We start from the raw sequence: 17,978 nt of genomic DNA, 5'->3' as shown, positions 1-17,978 counted from the left end.
ATGGGCGACCTCACAGTGAAGGCGACCGTCCGAGCAGGCTCAATACCGCATCGGCGGCCTGATTGGACGCATCGCGGCGCAGAACCCGGTGAATAGCGTCAAAACCGGCGGTTTGCTCGCGACCGTCTTCGATCAATGGCAGCAGCGTACGCGCCAGGGCTTCTGGCGTAGCGTCGTCCTGCAGCAGTTCAGGCACCAGCAGACGCTGGGCCAGCAGGTTCGGCAGCGACACATAAGGGCTCTTGACCATTCGCTTGAGTATCCAGAAGGTCAGCGGCGCCAGGCGGTAGGCAACCACCATGGGACGCTTGTAAAGCAGCGCTTCCAGGGTCGCCGTGCCGGAGGCGATCAGTACCGCATCGCAGGCGGCCAGAGCAACGTGCGACTGGCCGTCGAGCAGCGTGACGGGCAAATCACGACCCTGCAGCAACTGTTCCACCTGAGCCCGCCGCTGCGGGCTGGCGCACGGCAGTACGAAGCGCAGGCCCGGGCGCCGGGCAAGCAACAGTTCGGCCGTGTCGAAAAACAATGCGCCCAGACGCCCCACTTCACCGCCCCGGCTGCCCGGCATCAATGCCACAACCGGCGTATCCTGCGCGAATCCCAGGCCAGCGCGAGCACCTGCACGATCGGACTCCAGGGGGATGGTGTCTGCCAGCGGATGCCCGACGAAGCGCACCGGTACGCCCTGCTCTTCGTAGAAACGCGCCTCGAACGGCAACAGGGTCAGCATCAGATCACAGCCTTCACGAATCTTCAGCACACGCTTCTGGCGCCAGGCCCAGACTGAGGGGCTGACGTAGTGCACGGTCTTGATGCCGGCGCGACGCAGCTGAAGTTCGATATTGAGCGTGAAATCAGGGGCGTCGATGCCGATGAAGACGTCCGGCTTTTCAGTGATCAGGGTCTGGACCAGCAGCTTGCGCCGGGCCAGCAGCTCGCGCAGTCGCCCGAGCACTTCAACCAGCCCCATCACCGACAGGCGTTCCATCGGGAAGAAGGACTGCATGCCTTCGGCTTCCATCAACGGACCACCGACACCAATGAAGCGGATATCGGGATGGCGCACCTTGAGGGCACGCATCAAACCGGATCCGAGGATATCGCCGGATGCTTCACCCGCGACCAGAGCGATACAGAGTGGACTGGTCATGATTAGCGAATGATGCCGCGAGTCGACGTCTGAATGGACTGAAGAAATATGGCCACTTCAGGAAACTGCGCCGCAGGCTCTGCCAGATCGGCCAGCGCCTGGCCGATGGTCAGCCCCTGACGATAAACCGTCTTGTAGGCTCTGCGCAGCGCATGAATGGCTTCTTCGGAGAAACCCCGACGGCGCATGCCCTCGAAGTTCATGCTGCGCGCCTCGGCCGGATTGCCAAACACCGTGACGAACGCAGGTACATCCTTGCCGATCGCAGTGCCCATGCCGGAGAAGCTGTGCGCACCGATATGGCAGAACTGATGGACCAGAGTAAAGCCCGACAGGATAGCCCAGTCATCCACGTGAACATGGCCTGCCAGGGCGGTGTTGTTGACCAGAATCACGTGGTTGCCGATCACGCTGTCGTGCCCGATATGGGCATAGGCCATAATCAGGTTGTGATCGCCCAGCGTGGTTTCGGCACGGTCCTGAACGGTCCCGCGGTGAATGGTCACGCCTTCGCGGATAACGTTGTGATCGCCGATGACAAGGCGGGTTTCCTCGCCCTTGTATTTCAGATCAGGCGTGTCTTCACCCACCGATGAAAACTGGTAGATACGGTTGTGCTTGCCGATTCTGGTTGGCCCCTTGAGGACAACGTGAGGACCGACAACTGTACCCTCGCCAATTTCCACACCGGGTCCGATGATCGACCAAGGGCCGACCTCAACATTGTCGGCCAGAACGGCCGTCGGATCGATGATTGCGCGAGGGTCAATCAAACTCATAGTTTGCGTTCCGCACAGATGATTTCAGCAGAGCAGACTGCCTTGCCATCAACGGTAGCCTTGCATTCGAACTTCCAGATCTGACGTTTGCTGCTCAGGAACTTCGCCTCAAGAACCAGTTGGTCGCCCGGCAGGACCGGCTGACGGAAACGCAGTTTGTCCGAGCCCACGAAATAATAGAGCGTGCCGTCGGAAGGCTTGGAGTCGAGCATCTTGAACGCAAGAATACCGGCAGCCTGCGCCATCGCTTCGATGATCAGCACGCCGGGCATGATGGGATGCTCGGGAAAGTGACCGTTGAAGAAAGGCTCATTGACGCTGACATTCTTGTAGGCGCGAATGTTCTTGTTCTCGATATCCAGCTCGGTCACGCGATCCACCAGCAGGAACGGGTAACGATGAGGCAGGTATTCGCGAATTTCTTTGATGTCCATCATTTCGAGGGGAAGCCTGTAGTAAAGATTAGGAGTGCGTCGCGACTGCGCAGCACCCCTCTACATCAAGGAGGCAGTTTATCGACTGAGCACGCTTGATATTAAAAAGGTATCAGCCATCAGATGAGCGATTATCAGCGCAGGTCACCGTCTCTATGGCCTTTTCAAGCTTTTGCAGACGTCGCGCCATATCATCGATTTTGCGCAGACGAGCTGCACTCTTGCGCCACTCGCCGGCCGGCTGCATGGCCGTACCGGACGAGTAGGAACCCGGCTCGGTAATGGAATGCGTCACCATCGTCATGCCGGTGATGAAAACACCATCACAAATCTCGATATGCCCTACCAGACCAACACCACCAGCAAGCATGCAATGCTTGCCGATTTTAGTGCTTCCGGAAATGCCGACACACGCGGCCATCGCCGTGTAGTCGCCAATCTGAACGTTGTGAGCAATCTGAATCTGGTTATCCAGTTTCACGCCATTGCCAATGCGTGTGTCAGCCAGTGCACCGCGATCGATCGCCGTATTAACACCGATCTCGACGTCATCACCCACGGTGACGCCGCCGATTTGTGCGATTTTCTGCCAGACACCCTTTTCATTGGCAAAGCCGAAACCTTCACCGCCCAGCACAGCACCCGACTGAATGACCACACGCTTGCCGATGCGCACATCGTGATAAAGCGTCACACGGGGTGCCAGCCAGCCGCCTTCACCGATCTCGCAGCGAGCGCCGATGAAGCAGTGCGCACCGATGGTGACACCTGCTGCAATGCGCACACCGCTCTCGATCACGGCAAAAGCGCCAATGCTGGCGGCAGGATCAATCAGTGCATCCTCGGCAATCAAGGCCGTCGGATGAACGCCTGCGCTGCTTTTAGGCTTGGGATCGAAAAAATGCGAAATACGGGCATAAGCCAGATAAGGATCCGGGACCAATAGCGCATCTCCGGTGTAGCTGTCGGCATCTGCGGGCTTGAGCAGCACGGCAGCAGCCTGGGCATCGACCAGGAATTGACGGTATTTGGATTTTGCCAGAAAACTGATTTGACCAGGGCCAGCCTCTTCTAAAGAGGCCAGCCCGGTGATGTCCTTGTCCTTGTCGCCACGTAACGTGGCACCAAGGAACTCGGCCAACTGACCGAGTTTGATGGTTATGCTCATGGTTACTTCAGCTGGTTCATGCGCTCGATGACCTGACGAGTCACGTCATACTGAGGCTTGACGTCGATCACCGCACCGCGCTCGAAAACCAGGTCGAAACCACCTTTCTTGATGACTTCTTCTACAGCCTGATCCAGCTTCGGCTTCAACTGCTTGAGCATTTCACGGTCAGCAACTGCCTTGGCTTCGTTCAGTTCCTTGGACTGGAACTGGAAGTCGCGGGCCTTTTGCTTGAATTCAAGCTCCAGACGCTCGCGCTCAGGCTGAGCCATCTTGTCGCCACCGCTGACCAGACGATCCTGGATACCCTTGGCGCTGCTTTCCAGACTTTTCAGCTTGGTCAGTTGCGGACCGAATTTTTTCTCGGCATCGACAGCGTATTTCTTCGCAGCGTCAGATTCCAGCAAGGCCATCTGATAGTTCAGTACCGCAATTTTCATGTCGGCGAATGCAGGGCTTGCGACCAGTACGGTTGCCAGCATTACCAGTTGAGTCAACTTACGCACAATACAACTCCTACAAAATTCGTTGCGTTATCAAAGATCAGACGCTTAGAAGGTCTGACCCAGGGAGAATTGGAAAACCTGCGTTTCGGCTTCGTCGTCCGGCTTCTTGATCGGCATCGCCAGAGCGAAGCTCAGCGGGCCGAGTGCGGTGATCCAGGTGACGCCGATACCCACAGAGCTGGCCATGCCGGAAAGGTCGATGTCGTTACATTCGACTTTCTTGCCTGACGAGCTTGTTCTGGTCGAGTCGCACTTGGTATCGAAGACATTACCCACGTCCCAGAACACAGACGTACGCAGCGAGCGCTGATCCTTGACGAATGGCAGCGGGAACATGACTTCTACACCACCCTGAACCAAGGCGTTACCGCCGAACGGCAGTGGATCCTGATCCGGGTCCGCCAATGTACCTGGCTTGGAACCATTACTAGGCGTACTGCGTGGACCAAGAGTGCTGTCCTTGAAGCCACGTACCGAGTTGAAACCGCCCGCGTAGTAGTTCTCGTAGAACGGCAGACCCGAGGTCGAACCGTATCCGTCACCGTAACCCAGCTCGGTGTGCAGACGCAGGGTGTAGTTATCGGTGATCGGATGGAAGTACTGAGCACGGTAATCCAGCTTGAAGAACGACAGGTCGCTGCCCGGCAAGGTGGATTCGAACACCAGGCTTTGCGAGTGACCACGGGTCGCCAGCACGCCTTTGTTCAGAGTCGATTCAGACCAGCCAATCGAGCCCTTGAAGTTCAGGTACTTGTCGCCTTCCTTCTCGACGAAGTCAAAAATCTCGTCAACGGTGTACTTGCCGGTCTTGATTTCGTCCTGCTGCACGGTCAGGCCGTAGGTCAGGCGCGAAGTCTCGCTGATCGGGTAGCCGAGGTTGATACCGGCACCCAGGCTGTCAACCGCATAGCTTGCAACATCAACGTCGAGGTCATCGTAGTTGGTGGTGCGGTAGAACGCGCTGTAACCCAGGCTGACACCGTCCGGCGTGTAGTACGGATCGACGTAGCTGAAGTTGTAACGGCTCTGGTATTCGCTGCGGGTCAGACCGATGCTGACCTTGTTACCAGTACCCAGGAAGTTGTTCTGGCTGATCGAACCACCGAGGATCAGACCGGCGCTTTGCGCGAAGCCGACGCTGGCGGTGATCGAACCGGATGCCTGCTCTTCAACGGCGTAGTTCACATCGACCTGATCGTCGGTGCCTGGAACAGGCGGCGTCTCGACGTTGACTTCCTTGAAGAAGCCGAGACGATCCAGACGGGTTTTCGACTGGTCGATCAGGTAGGTCGATGCCCAGCCGCCTTCCATCTGACGCATTTCGCGACGCAGCACTTCGTCTTCCGACTTGGTGTTGCCGCGATAGTTGATACGGTTGACATAGGCACGCTTGCCCGGGTCGACGACAAAGGTGATATCGACCGTGTGGTCTTCGTTATTCGGCGTCGGCACGCCGTTGACGTTGGCGAAGGTATAGCCTTCGTTACCCAGACGACGGGTGATCAGTTCGGACGTCGTGGTCATGACCTTGCGCGAGAAGACCTGGCCCGGCTGCACCAGCAACAGGGATTTGACCTGGTCTTCAGGGACCTTGAGGTCACCGCTCAGCTTGACCGACTTAACGCTGTACTTCTCGCCTTCGTTGATGTTGACCGTGATGTACACGTTCTTCTTGTCAGGCGTGATAGACACCTGGGTCGAGGCGATATCCATGTTGATATAGCCGCGATCGAGGTAGTACGAACGCAGACGCTCAAGGTCACCCGACAGCTTTTCACGGGCGTACTTGTCATCATTCTTGAAGAACGACAGCCAGTTGCTGGTCTTGAGCTCGAACAGGTCGGTCAGGTCTTCATCGGAGAAGACCGTGTTGCCCACCACGTTGATGTGTTGAATGGAGGCTACGGTGCCTTCATTGATGTTGATCTTCAGGCCTACGCGGTTGCGCGGCTGAGGAACGACCTCGGCGTCAACCTCGGCAGAGTAACGGCCCTGGGCAACGTATTGACGTTGCAGCTCGTTACGCACACCTTCGAGGGTTGCACGCTGGAAAATCTCACCTTCGGCCAGACCGGACTGTTTCAGCCCCTTCATCAGGTCCTCGGTGGAAATGGCCTTGTTACCCTCGATTTCGATACTCGCAACCGAAGGGCGCTCGACGACATTGATGACGAGCACGTTGCCGTCGCGACCCAGCTGGATATCTTGAAAGAAACCGGTTTTAAACAGCGAACGGGTAGCATCGACCAAACGACCATCGTCCGCCTGCTCGCCTACGTTCAGCGGCAATGCACCAAAGACACTGCCGGCGGATACCCGCTGCAGGCCGTTGACACGGATATCGGAGATGGTGAAGGACTCGGCGTGAACTTCAGCGATCATCAGTGCGGAAAGAACCGCAGTTAGCAGCAGACGTTTCATGAAGTCCTTTCTTATTCCAACTGGCAATAAACAAACTGCCGCAAAATGCGGCAGATTCGCAACTCGGCAACGCTTTACAGTCGGCCCAGATCGTTGACCAGCGCGAGCAACATTACGCCCACTACCAGACTGATACCGATCTGCGCCCCCCAACCTTGAACCTTTTCCGAAAGGGGACGACCACGCGCCCACTCGATCAGATAAAACAGCAAATGCCCCCCGTCCAGGACGGGAATGGGCAGCAGATTCAGAACACCCAGGCTAATACTCAGATAAGCGAGGAAGTTCAGAAAATCTCCGATGCCCGACTGGGCCGAAGCGCCCGCCACTTTAGCAATGGTTATCGGTCCACTCAAGTTTTTTACCGAGAGCTCGCCGAACAACATTTTCTTCAGCGAGTCCAGGGTCAGCACACTCATGTTCCAGGTGCGCTTCACACCCTCGGCCATCGCCGCGAAAGGCCCGTAACTGACCTCGCGCAGCATTTCCGGTGGCCAATCGACAGCTTTCACACCAGCACCGAGGTAACCCGCGGCAGCCTTGCCCTCGCCCTTGGCCGCGAGAGTCACCGGCACGTCCATTTGCACGCCGTCGCGCTCGATGCGCAGCGAAATCTTCGCCTCAGGACGCTCGCGTACCCGATCGACAACCTGTTGCCACTCATTGAGCGGCTGACCGTCCATCGAAACCAGACGATCACCTGTTTTAAGCCCCGCGCTCTGCGCGGGACCTTTCGGATCGATTTCTGCCAGCACCGGCAACAGCGCGGGACGCCACGGACGAATACCCAGCGACTTGATAGGATCAGGCTCTTCTGCGCCCCTCAGCCAGTCATTGAGTACCAGCTCACGGGAGGTGTCGACCGTAGAACCCTGATCCCTGACCTTCAAAGCGATAGTACCGCTTTCACCCAGACGACGGACCAGTTGCAGGTTGACCCCGGCCCAACCAGAAGTAGGCTCGCCATCGACAGCGACGATTTCCTGTCCAGCCGTCAGGCCAGCCTGCTGGGCGATACTTCCGGCCTCCACTGCGCCGATAACCGGACGCACCTGCTCACTGCCCATCATCGCCAGCACCCAGAAAAATGCGATGGCGAGAAGGAAGTTGGCTGTCGGGCCGGCGATCACGATGGCGATGCGCTGCCCTACTGTCTTGCGATTGAACGATTGGTCAGCGAGCTCGGGCGGAACATTACCCTCGCGCTCGTCGAGCATTTTCACATAGCCGCCCAGAGGGATGGCAGCCACCACGTATTCTGTGCCCTGACGGTCATGCCAGCGCAGCAGAGGCGTGCCGAAGCCTACTGAAAAACGCAGCACTTTGACGCCACAACGACGCGCCACCCAGAAGTGGCCGAATTCGTGGAAGGTCACCAGCACGCCCAGCGCAATCAGGGTGCCGAGAATCATGTATAAAGCGCTCATCAGTCTTCTCCGGGTACCGACTGGTCGGCCAGTGTGTTAATCATTGCAGGCCTTCAGGCCCGCCGTTGACGCACCACATCAACCCTTTCACTCACATCCTGACGGGTTTTCAGGTCGCTATCGCCCGTGTCTCTCAAGCCATTGGCCTGCCAGCAAACGCGCCTTCGCGTCAGCTGCGAACACCGCATCCAGCCCTTCGACCGCGGTGACAGGCTCGTGATCGAGAACCTCCTCGATAATACCGGCGATTTCCAGGTAGCGGATACGCCCTTCGAGGAATGCCGCAACGGCCACTTCATTGGCCGCGTTGAGCATGGCAGGTGCACTGCCCCCAGCCTCCGCCGCCTGTCGGGCCAGCCGCAGACAAGGGAATCGTTCCTCGTCCGGCGCCTGAAAATCAAGCTGGCCGATACGAAACAGATCCAGTGGCGCAACGCCAGAGTCTACACGCGCAGGCCATGCCAGTGCATTGGCGATGGGGGTACGCATGTCGGGATTTCCCAATTGAGCCAGCACCGAGCCATCGACATAATCGACCAGCGAGTGGATCACGCTTTGCGGGTGAATGACCACCTCGACCTGATCCGGACGCGCATCGAACAGCCAGCAGGCTTCGATCAGCTCGAGCCCCTTGTTCATCATGGTTGCCGAATCGACGGAGATCTTGCGACCCATCGACCAGACCGGATGGGCACAGGCCTGCTCTGGCGTAACATTCTGCAACTGCTCCAGCGGCGTTTCGCGGAACGGTCCGCCCGAGGCAGTCAGCATGATCCGCCGAACACCGACGGCACCCAGCCCGCGGGCGAAGTCGCCGGGCAGGCACTGGAAGATCGCATTGTGCTCGCTGTCGATGGGCAAAAGCACAGCGCCATTTTGCCGAACAGCCTGCATGAACAGGGCGCCGGACATGACCAGCGCTTCCTTGTTGGCCAGCAATACCTTCTTGCCCGCTTCCACCGCAGCCAGCGTCGGACGCAAGCCGGCAGCCCCGACAATGGCGGCCATGACCGCATCGACCCGTGGGTCAGCGGCCACTTCGCACAAACCGCCCTCGCCGACCAGCACCCGGGTATCGAGCCCGGCAGCCGCTAGGTCATCCTGCAGTTTGCGGGCGACCACCTGATCAGGCACTACGGCGTATTGCGGCGTGTGCCTGATGCACAAGGCCAGCAGTTCGTTCAGACGGCTGAAGCCGGTGAGCGCGAACACTTGATAAAGCGTTGGATGACGGGCAACGACATCCAGAGTGCTCAGTCCGATGGAACCGGTTGCACCCAGAATGGTAATTTGTTGCGGCCCACTCACATGACACCCCAGTCAGCGGCCCAGAGCAGAACGGCAAATACCGGGATGGCCGCCGTGAGGCTGTCGATACGGTCCAGCACCCCGCCGTGGCCAGGCAACAGATTGCTGCTGTCCTTGACCCCGGACTGGCGCTTGAACATGCTTTCGGTCAGGTCGCCAATCACCGAGATGAATACGATCACCGCTGCGCCGAAGAGCGCCGCAATGAACTGCGCAACCGTCCAGTCGCGGGAAAAGCCCACTGCTGCCGTGATGCCCAGACTGACCACCAGACCGCCATATACGCCCTCCCAGCTCTTGCCAGGGCTCACCTTGGGCGCAAGCTTGCGCTTGCCAAAAGCCTTGCCGGAGAAATAAGCACCAATGTCGGCGGCCCAGACCAGCACCATTACCGACAGAATCAGCCAGTTACCCAGCGGCCATTGCTTGATCAGAACCAGACCCTGCCATGCAGGCAGCAGAATCAGAAGACCGATGACCAGCTTGCACGCTGCACTTGCCCAGTGACTGCTCGAGTCCGGATAGGTAAGGACCAGAAAGGTCGCAACGCCCCACCAGATGACTGCGGCAACCAGCACCCAGGGCTCCAGCCCCGGCAGCAGGTACATGAGAAAAAGCAGAACAGCGACCACAGCCGCATAGCCGATACGCATCGACTGTGCGGCAAAACCTGCGAGTCGTGCCCATTCCCAGGCACCCAGAACCACGACCACCCCGATGAACAGGGCGAAGTACATGCCGGTCAGCAGGAAAAACCCGCACAAGGCGATCGGCAACAGAATGAGTGCCGTGATGATCCGTTGTTTCAGCATTAAGCCCGGGCTCCAGCTTCTACCTGTTCGCTGGTTTTACCGAAGCGACGTTGGCGAGAAGCGAAATCTGCCAGCGCAGCGCGCATGGCATCGTGTTTGAAGTCCGGCCAGAACAGGTCGGAGAAGTACAGCTCGGCGTAGGCCAGCTGCCAAAGCAGGAAGTTGCTGATGCGGTGCTCACCGCCGGTGCGGATGCACAGATCCGGCAACGGCAGGTCGCCGGTGGCCAGACAGGTCTGCAACAACTGGGGAGTAATGTCCTCCGGCTGCAGATGTCCGGCCTGAACCTCACGCGCCAGCCGCTGGGCGGCCTGCGCGATGTCCCACTGCCCACCGTAGTTGGCAGCGATCTGCAGCACGAAGCGGCTATTGCCGGAGGTGCGCACTTCCGCCTCGCGCATGGCCGCCTGAAGTTCAGGGTGAAAGCGCGAGCGGTCGCCGATGATACGCAGGCTGATCTCGTTTTCGTTCAGGCGCTTGGTTTCACGGCGCAACGCCGTGAAAAACAGCTCCATCAGCGCACCCACCTCTTCGGCCGGGCGCTGCCAGTTTTCACTGGAAAACGCGAACAGTGTCAGCACTTCGACCCGGGCTTCAGCGCAGACCTCGATAACGGCCCGCACAGCATCGACACCCGCCTTGTGGCCTGCAACGCCTGGCAGCAGGCGCTTCTTGGCCCAGCGATTATTACCATCCATGATAATCGCGACATGGCGCGGCACCGAGGGCGTCATGGCCGGTTTTATCTTTTCCATGAAAGCGTCCGAAACCTTAAACAGCCATCAGATCGGCTTCTTTCTGCTTGACCGCAACTTCGATTTCCGCCACGAACTTGTCAGTCAGCTTCTGTATGTCGTCAGCCGCACGACGCTCTTCGTCTTCGCTGATTTCCTTCTCCTTGACCAGGTCTTTCAACTGGCTCAAGGCGTCACGGCGAATGTTACGGACGGCCACACGGGCATCTTCTGCGGCATCACGCGCCTGCTTGGTGAAGCCCTTACGGGTTTCTTCGGTCAGCGCCGGCATGGAGATCAGCAGCAACTCACCCAGGTTGGTCGGGTTGAAACCCAGACCGGAACTCTGGATGGCCTTGTCGACAGCGGCCAGCATGTTGCGCTCGAACGCTACGACCTGAAGGGTACGCGAGTCCTTGACGGTGACGTTGGCCACCTGGCTGAGCGGGGTATCGGCACCGTAGTAAGGAACCATGACACCACCGAGGATGCTCGGATGCGCTTTGCCGGTACGGATACGGGTGAACGCATGGGTCAGCGACTCCAGACTCTTCTGCATGCGGGTCTGAGCGTCTTTCTTGATTTCGTTGATCATTATTGTGCTTCCTCGATCAGGGTCCCTTCAGCGCCACCATGGACGATATTCAGAAGAGCACCCGGCTTGTTCATGTTGAAGACGCGCAATGGCATCTTGTGATCGCGACACAGGCAGATTGCGGTCAGATCCATCACACCCAGCTTGCGATCCAGCACTTCATCGTAGGTCAGATGATCGAACTTCTCGGCATTCGGGTCCTTGAACGGATCTGCAGTGTAGACACCGTCCACCTTGGTGGCCTTGAGCACTACATCGGCGTCGATCTCGATCGCTCGCAGGCAGGCAGCCGAGTCGGTCGTAAAGAACGGATTACCAGTGCCGGCAGCAAAAATCACCACTTCCTTCGAGCTGAGATGGCGCATGGCCTTGCGGCGGTCGTAATGATCGGTCACGCCTACCATGGAAATGGCCGACATCACGATGGCGGTGATATTAGCGCGCTCCAGCGCATCGCGCATTGCCAGGGCGTTCATCACAGTGGCCAGCATGCCCATGTGATCGCCTGTCACCCGATCCATGCCCGCAGCACTCAAGGCCGCGCCACGAAACAGGTTGCCGCCGCCGATCACCAGACCGACCTGAACGCCGATACCGACCAGCTGGCCGACTTCCAGCGCCATGCGATCCAGCACCTTGGGATCGATGCCGAACTCTTCCGAGCCCATGAGGGCCTCACCGCTAAGCTTGAGTAGAATGCGTTTATAGCGAGCCTGATAACCACTGCCCTGCTGAGCCATTGCGAATCTCTCCTGCGGCGTTTTCTGAAAAAAATCTGTGCGGGCTATTTCAAGCCTGCGCTTACTTTAGCTTGACGCTTTGCGCGCGTCGGGAGAATGCAGCCTTGTGGGCACAATCTCCAAGGAAAATTTCCCTTTCTCTTTCGACAAAGAGGCCGCACGCGTGAGCGGGCAGCCTCTTTGGGGCGACAGTTGAAAAACCGTCTTACTGCTTGGCGGCAGCCAGTTGAGCAGCCACTTCATCAGCGAAGTTATCAACTGGTTTCTCGATGCCGTCGCCTACTTTGAAGTAGGTGAAGGAAACGATTTCAGCGCCGGCTTTCTTGGCCAGATCACCGACCTTGACTTCCGGGTTCTTGACGAAGGCTTGCTCGACCAGGCTGGCTTCTGCCAGGAACTTGGTGATACGACCGCCAACCATTTTCTCAACGATGTCAGCCGGCTTGCCTTTGATCTTGTCTTCGTTCAGTTGCAGGAAGACATTCTTCTCGCGCTCGATCGCTTCAGCAGACACTTCCGAAGGGAACAGGAACTCAGGGTTGCTTGCCGCTACGTGCATGGCGATATCTTTGGCCAGCTCGACGTCGCCACCCTTGAGGGTAACAACTACGCCGATCTTGTTGCCGTGCAGGTAAGTACCTACAACATCACCTTCGATACGCTTCAGGCGACGGATGTTGACGTTTTCGCCAACCTTGCCGACCAGTACCAGACGTGCAGCTTCCTGAGCTTCGATCAACGGAGCGGCATCAGTCATCTTGTCAGCGAAGGCTTTTTCGACGCTTGCAGCAACGAAAGCCTTGAAGTCGTCTTGCAGGGCCAGGAAGTCGGTCTGCGAGTTGACTTCGATGATGACAGCGGCTTTACCGTCGTCCTTGATGGCGATAGCGCCTTCAGCAGCCACGTTACCTGCTTTCTTGGCGGCCTTGATGGCGCCGGAAGCACGCATATCGTCGATTGCTTTTTCGATGTCGCCGCCAGCCTTGGTCAAGGCCTTTTTGCAATCCATCATGCCTTCGCCGGTACGCTCGCGCAGTTCTTTGACCAACGCTGCAGTAATCTCTGCCATTTCAAAATCCTCTTGGATAGGTCTTCAACCATTCCACCCGACAGGCCGGGCGTGCAATTCTTGAAAAATCAGGGTGGCAGCAACACATGACAGCGAGGTCATGGTTACAGACCGACAAATCATTTCCTAGGTGGCAAAAAGGGGGCTAAGCCCCCTTTTCGCGTACTGAGTAAACGCCAGGCGTTTGTACTCAGCCTTCTACAGCAGCTGCAGCTGGAGCTTCTTCGACGAAAACGTCGGTGCCGCCAGCAACATTGTTACGACCACGGATAACAGCATCAGCCATCGAACCCATGTACAGCTGGATGGCGCGGATTGCGTCATCGTTGCCCGGGATGATGTAGTCGACGCCTTCCGGGCTGCTGTTGGTATCGACGACGCCGATAACCGGGATGCCCAGCTTGTTGGCTTCGGTGATCGCGATGCGCTCGTGATCAACGTCGATGACGAACAGAGCGTCCGGCAGACCGCCCATGTCCTTGATACCACCCAGGCTGCGATCCAGTTTTTCCAGATCACGGGTACGCATCAGGGCTTCTTTCTTGGTCAGCTTGGCGAAAGTACCGTCTTCAGCCTGTACTTCCAGCTCACGCAGACGTTTGATCGACTGACGGATGGTCTTGAAGTTGGTCAGCATGCCGCCCAACCAGCGATGGTCGACGTACGGCGAACCGCAACGTGCTGCTTCTTCAGCAACGATCTTGCCAGCGGAACGCTTGGTGCCGACGAACAGAATCTTGTTTTTGCCCGAAGCCAGGCGCTCAACGAAAGTCAGAGCTTCGTTGAACATAGGCAGGGTTTTTTCAAGGTTGATGATGTGAATCTTGTTACGCGCGCCGAAAATGTACTTACCCATTTTCGGATTCCAGTAACGGGTCTGGTGGCCGAAGTGGCAACCAGCCTTCAGCATATCGCGCATATTGACTTGGGACATAAATAGTTCCTTGATAAGTCGGGTTAGGCCTCCACGTATCCCAATGACCAACCAATGGCATCTGCCAAGGGCACCCAGGTCATCGTGTCGACACGTGTGTGGGTTTGTGCTTCAAGGACGGACCTTGGAAAGCGGCGCATTTTATATCATAAAAGGGAAGAGAACGGAACTCCCATCAAGTGCTTGTTTTGCGGTGACTTTGCAGCTTCATGGACAGCCTATAGAAGGAAGCGATGATTACCCGGCACCGGCGGTCTGATAGAATTGCGCCTTTGCGCACCAACCGCGTGCCTGCCACGCCGAGAGAATTCGTATGACCATCACCCTCAAAACCCCGGAAGACATCGAAAAGATGCGCATCGCCGGTCGCCTGGCCGCCGATGTTCTGGAAATGATAGCGCCGCACGTCAAGCCCGGTGTGACCACCGAAGAGCTGGACCGCCTCTGCCACGACTATATCGTCAACGAACAGAAGGCGATCCCGGCCCCGCTGAACTACAAGGGCTTCCCCAAGTCGATCTGCACCTCGATCAACCAGGTGGTCTGCCACGGCATCCCGAGCGACAAGAAGCTGAAGGACGGTGACTCGCTGAACATCGACGTCACTGTCATCAAGGACGGCTACCATGGCGACACCAGCAGGATGTTCCATGTCGGCACCGTTCCGGTATGGGCCGAGCGCCTGTCGAAGGTGACTCAGGAGTGCCTGTACAAGGCCATCGAAATCGTCAAGCCCGGCACGCGCCTGGGGGACATCGGTGCCGTCATCCAGAAACACGCTGAAAAGAACGGTTTCTCCGTGGTTCGCGAGTTCTGTGGTCATGGCATCGGCAAGGTGTTTCATGAAGAGCCGCAGGTCATGCACTTTGGCGAAGCCGGAACCGGTATCGAACTGCAGGAAGGCATGACCTTCACCATCGAGCCGATGATCAACCAGGGGCGCCCTGAAACCAAGATCCTCGGCGATGGCTGGACGGCGATCACCAAGGACCGCAAGCTCTCGGCGCAATGGGAACACACGCTGCTGGTGACCGCCGACGGTTACGAAATCTTCACCTTGCGCAGCGACGACACCATTGCCCAAAAGGCTCCCTGACCCGAGTCTGCCCCGCTGAACCCAGGCCCGTCACTTGCACAGCCCGACACGAGGAATACTGCTCAATGCCGCAAGTAGATCCAGACTTGTTCGATCGTGGCCAGTTCCAGGCCGAACTGGCCTTGAAAGCCAGCCCCATCGCTGCGTTCAAGAAGGCCATCCGCAAAGCGAGAGACGTCCTTGATGAGCGCTTCCGGTCGGGCCGTGACATTCGACGACTGATCGAGGACCGGGCATGGTTTGTCGATAACATCCTGCAAAAGGCCTGGGATCAGTTCGAATGGAGTGAAGACGCCGACATCGCGCTCCTGGCAGTGGGTGGCTATGGCCGCGGCGAGCTGCACCCGTACTCGGACATCGATCTGCTGATCCTGCTGGACAGCGACGACCACGAAGTTTTCCGCGAACCCATCGAGCGGTTTCTGACGCTGCTGTGGGACATCGGCCTGGAAGTCGGACAGAGCGTACGCTCGGTCAACGAATGCGCACAGGAAGGCCGCGCCGACCTGACCGTGATCACCAATCTGATGGAAAGCCGCACCATCGCCGGCCCCGAGCATCTGCGCCAGCGCATGCTGGAAGTCACCAGCACCGAGCACATGTGGCCGAGCAAGGAGTTCTTCCTCGCCAAGCACGCGGAACAGAAAAAACGTCACCACAAGTACAACGACACCGAATACAACCTGGAACCCAACGTCAAGGGTTCTCCAGGCGGCCTGCGCGATATTCAGACCATCCTCTGGGTAGCGCGACGCCAGTACGGCACGCTGAACCTGCATGCGCTGGCAGGCGAAGGCTTCCTGCTGGGCAGCGAAAACGCCCTGCTCGCCTCCTCTCAGGAGTTTTTGTGGAAGGTGCGTTACGCGCTGCACATGCTGGCCGGACGCTCCGAGGACCGGCTTCTGTTCGATTATCAGGTACGCATCGCCGGCTTGCTGGGCTATGAAGACAACGATGCCAAGCTGGCCATAGAGCGCTTCATGCAGAAGTACTACCGAGTGGTCATGAGCATCGCCGAACTCAGCGATCTGATCATCCAGCATTTCGAAGAAGTGATTCTTTCCGACGACAGCGGTACGGCACAGCCGATCAATTCACGCTTTCAGTTGCACGACGGCTATATAGAAGCTACCCACCCGAACGTCTTCAAGCGCACCCCGTTTGCCATGATCGAAATCTTCGTGCTCATGGCCCAGCATCCGGAAATAAAGGGTGTGCGTGCCGATACCATTCGTTTGCTGCGTGAACATCGTCACCTGATCAACGATGACTTCCGCAATGATATTCGCAACACCAGCCTGTTCATCGAGCTGTTCAAGTGCGAAATCGGCATTCATCGCAACCTGCGCCGGATGAACCGCTACGGCATTCTCGGCCTGTACCTGCCCGAGTTCGGCCATATCGTCGGCCAGATGCAGCATGACCTGTTTCACATCTATACCGTCGATGCGCACACGCTGAATCTGATCAAACACCTGCGCAAGCTGCAATACACCGAAGTGTCCGAGAAATTTCCGCTGGCCAGCAAGATCATGGGCCGTCTGCCCAAGCCGGAGTTGATCTACCTGGCCGGGCTTTATCACGACATCGGCAAGGGTCGTGGCGGTGATCACTCGGAGCTGGGCGCAATCGACGCACAGGCGTTCGGCACGCGCCATCATCTGCCTGCGTGGGACACCCGGCTCATCGTCTGGCTGGTGAGCAACCACCTGGTGATGTCGACCACAGCCCAGCGCAAGGACCTTTCCGACCCGCAGGTCATCCACGACTTTGCCCAGTTCGTGGGCGATGAAGTGCATCTGGATTACCTGTATGTGCTGACCGTCGCCGACATCAATGCGACCAATCCGACGCTCTGGAACTCGTGGCGTGCCAGCCTGCTGCGCCAGCTGTACACCGAGACCAAGCGAGCCTTGCGCCGCGGCCTGGAAAATCCGGTCGACCGCGAAGAACAGATTCGTCGCACACAGACTGCCGCGCTGGATATTCTGGTACGCAACGGCACCGATCCGGATGACGTCGAGCAGCTCTGGTCAGCGCTGGGCGACGATTACTTCCTGCGTCACACCGCAGGCGATGTGGCCTGGCATAGCGATGCAATTCTGCAGCAACCGGCCGACGGCGGTCCGCTGGTGCTGATCAAGGAGACCACACAGCGTGAATTCGAGGGCGGTACACAGATCTTCATTTACGCCCCGGATCAGCATGATTTCTTCGCGGTGACCGTGGCGGCGATGGACCAGCTGAACCTGAACATTCATGACGCGCGTATTATTACGTCCAGCAGCAAATTCACACTCGACACCTACATCGTTCTCGACCATGAAGGCGGTTCGATCGGCAACAATCCGGAGCGGATTCAGGATATCCGCGAAGGCCTGACCGAGGCCCTGCGCAACCCGGATGATTACCCGACAATCATCAAGCGCCGCGTGCCACGGCAGCTCAAGCACTTTGCTTTCGCACCGCAAGTCACCATTCACAACGACGCCCAGCGTCCGGTGACGGTACTCGAACTGCTGGCACCGGATCGCCCCGGCCTGCTGGCGCGCATCGGCAAAATCTTCCTGGAATTCGACCTGTCCCTGCAAAACGCCAAGATTGCGACGCTGGGCGAACGTGTGGAAGACGTGTTCTTCATCACCGACGCCAACAATCACCCACTGTCCGATCCACAATTGTGCCGCCAGTTGCAGGATGCAATCGTCAAGCAACTGAGCGTCAACTCAGAGCCAGGCGGCGATTTGCGGATCAGCATATGAATACTCGGTCATACGAATCGACTCAACGCAGCTCATTGAG

Annotated in this window: 16 protein-coding genes; 2 read left to right on the top strand and 14 right to left on the bottom strand. The window is 57.9% G+C overall.

Translation table 11 applies throughout. From position 1 onward, the window contains the following. Positions 1–10: 10 nt before the first annotated feature. The 14 genes from lpxB to rpsB form a co-directional block, all read right to left on the bottom strand. Positions 11–1,153 (bottom strand): lipid-A-disaccharide synthase, encoded by a 1,143-nt coding sequence (gene lpxB / locus PI739_RS02450; protein ID WP_003364834.1) that lies wholly within the window; start codon positions 1,151–1,153, stop codon positions 11–13. 2 nt (positions 1,154–1,155) lie between these two features. Then, the gene (gene lpxA / locus PI739_RS02445) at positions 1,156–1,932 is read right to left on the bottom strand and encodes an acyl-ACP--UDP-N-acetylglucosamine O-acyltransferase (protein ID WP_003364836.1); all 777 of its coding nucleotides are present in this window, start codon (positions 1,930–1,932) and stop codon (positions 1,156–1,158) included. Further along, positions 1,929–2,369 (bottom strand): 3-hydroxyacyl-ACP dehydratase FabZ, encoded by a 441-nt coding sequence (fabZ, locus tag PI739_RS02440; RefSeq protein ID WP_002554719.1) that lies wholly within the window; start codon positions 2,367–2,369, stop codon positions 1,929–1,931. Before fabZ ends, lpxA begins: the two co-directional genes overlap by 4 nt. A gap of 109 nt (positions 2,370–2,478) precedes the next feature. Next, a complete protein-coding gene (lpxD, locus tag PI739_RS02435; RefSeq protein WP_054080756.1) occupies positions 2,479–3,534 on the bottom strand; it encodes a UDP-3-O-(3-hydroxymyristoyl)glucosamine N-acyltransferase in 1,056 nt (351 codons plus the stop codon). A 2-nt stretch (positions 3,535–3,536) separates the two neighbouring features. Then, the gene (locus PI739_RS02430) at positions 3,537–4,040 is read right to left on the bottom strand and encodes an OmpH/Skp family outer membrane protein (RefSeq protein WP_003364839.1); all 504 of its coding nucleotides are present in this window, start codon (positions 4,038–4,040) and stop codon (positions 3,537–3,539) included. A 45-nt stretch (positions 4,041–4,085) separates the two neighbouring features. Further along, entirely contained in the window at positions 4,086–6,461 is a 2,376-nt protein-coding gene (gene bamA / locus PI739_RS02425; protein WP_054080755.1) for an outer membrane protein assembly factor BamA, read from the bottom strand. Between the two features lie 74 nt (positions 6,462–6,535). Further along, positions 6,536–7,888: a sigma E protease regulator RseP gene (rseP, locus tag PI739_RS02420; RefSeq protein WP_003364845.1), complete on the bottom strand. Its 1,353-nt coding sequence runs from the start codon at positions 7,886–7,888 to the stop codon at positions 6,536–6,538. 117 nt (positions 7,889–8,005) lie between these two features. Next, entirely contained in the window at positions 8,006–9,196 is a 1,191-nt protein-coding gene (gene ispC, locus PI739_RS02415; RefSeq protein ID WP_003364848.1) for a 1-deoxy-D-xylulose-5-phosphate reductoisomerase, read from the bottom strand. Beyond that, entirely contained in the window at positions 9,193–10,008 is an 816-nt protein-coding gene (locus tag PI739_RS02410) for a phosphatidate cytidylyltransferase (protein ID WP_003415535.1), read from the bottom strand. The genes ispC and PI739_RS02410 overlap by 4 nt, the downstream gene beginning before the upstream one ends. Continuing rightward, positions 10,008–10,763: a polyprenyl diphosphate synthase gene (uppS, locus tag PI739_RS02405; protein WP_003433380.1), complete on the bottom strand. Its 756-nt coding sequence runs from the start codon at positions 10,761–10,763 to the stop codon at positions 10,008–10,010. Before uppS ends, PI739_RS02410 begins: the two co-directional genes overlap by 1 nt. 16 nt (positions 10,764–10,779) lie before the next feature. Beyond that, on the bottom strand, positions 10,780–11,337 hold the full coding sequence (gene frr, locus PI739_RS02400; protein WP_003433381.1) for a ribosome recycling factor: 558 nt from the start codon (positions 11,335–11,337) through the stop codon (positions 10,780–10,782). After that, positions 11,337–12,077, bottom strand: a complete 741-nt coding sequence (gene pyrH, locus PI739_RS02395) for a UMP kinase (protein ID WP_003364856.1) — start codon at positions 12,075–12,077, stop codon at positions 11,337–11,339. Before pyrH ends, frr begins: the two co-directional genes overlap by 1 nt. A 205-nt stretch (positions 12,078–12,282) precedes the next feature. Next, positions 12,283–13,146, bottom strand: coding sequence for a translation elongation factor Ts (tsf, locus tag PI739_RS02390; protein ID WP_003364858.1), 864 nt, complete (start codon positions 13,144–13,146; stop codon positions 12,283–12,285). 190 nt (positions 13,147–13,336) lie between these two features. Continuing rightward, entirely contained in the window at positions 13,337–14,080 is a 744-nt protein-coding gene (rpsB, locus tag PI739_RS02385; protein ID WP_003314293.1) for a 30S ribosomal protein S2, read from the bottom strand. Between the two features lie 313 nt (positions 14,081–14,393). On the opposite strand from rpsB, the gene map reads away from it, so the two are divergent. Together map and PI739_RS02375 are read left to right on the top strand one after the other, a co-directional pair. Further along, on the top strand, positions 14,394–15,176 hold the full coding sequence (gene map, locus PI739_RS02380; protein WP_003391089.1) for a type I methionyl aminopeptidase: 783 nt from the start codon (positions 14,394–14,396) through the stop codon (positions 15,174–15,176). Between the two features lie 65 nt (positions 15,177–15,241). Next, positions 15,242–17,938: a [protein-PII] uridylyltransferase gene (locus tag PI739_RS02375; RefSeq protein WP_003364865.1), complete on the top strand. Its 2,697-nt coding sequence runs from the start codon at positions 15,242–15,244 to the stop codon at positions 17,936–17,938. The last annotated feature ends 40 nt before the right edge of the window (positions 17,939–17,978 follow it).

The sequence above is a fragment of the Pseudomonas cerasi genome (assembly GCF_027983475.1).
Lineage (GTDB): Bacteria > Pseudomonadota > Gammaproteobacteria > Pseudomonadales > Pseudomonadaceae > Aquipseudomonas > Aquipseudomonas cerasi.
Note: the sequence above shows the minus strand (reverse complement) of the source record. Positions and strands in the feature narration are given on the sequence as shown.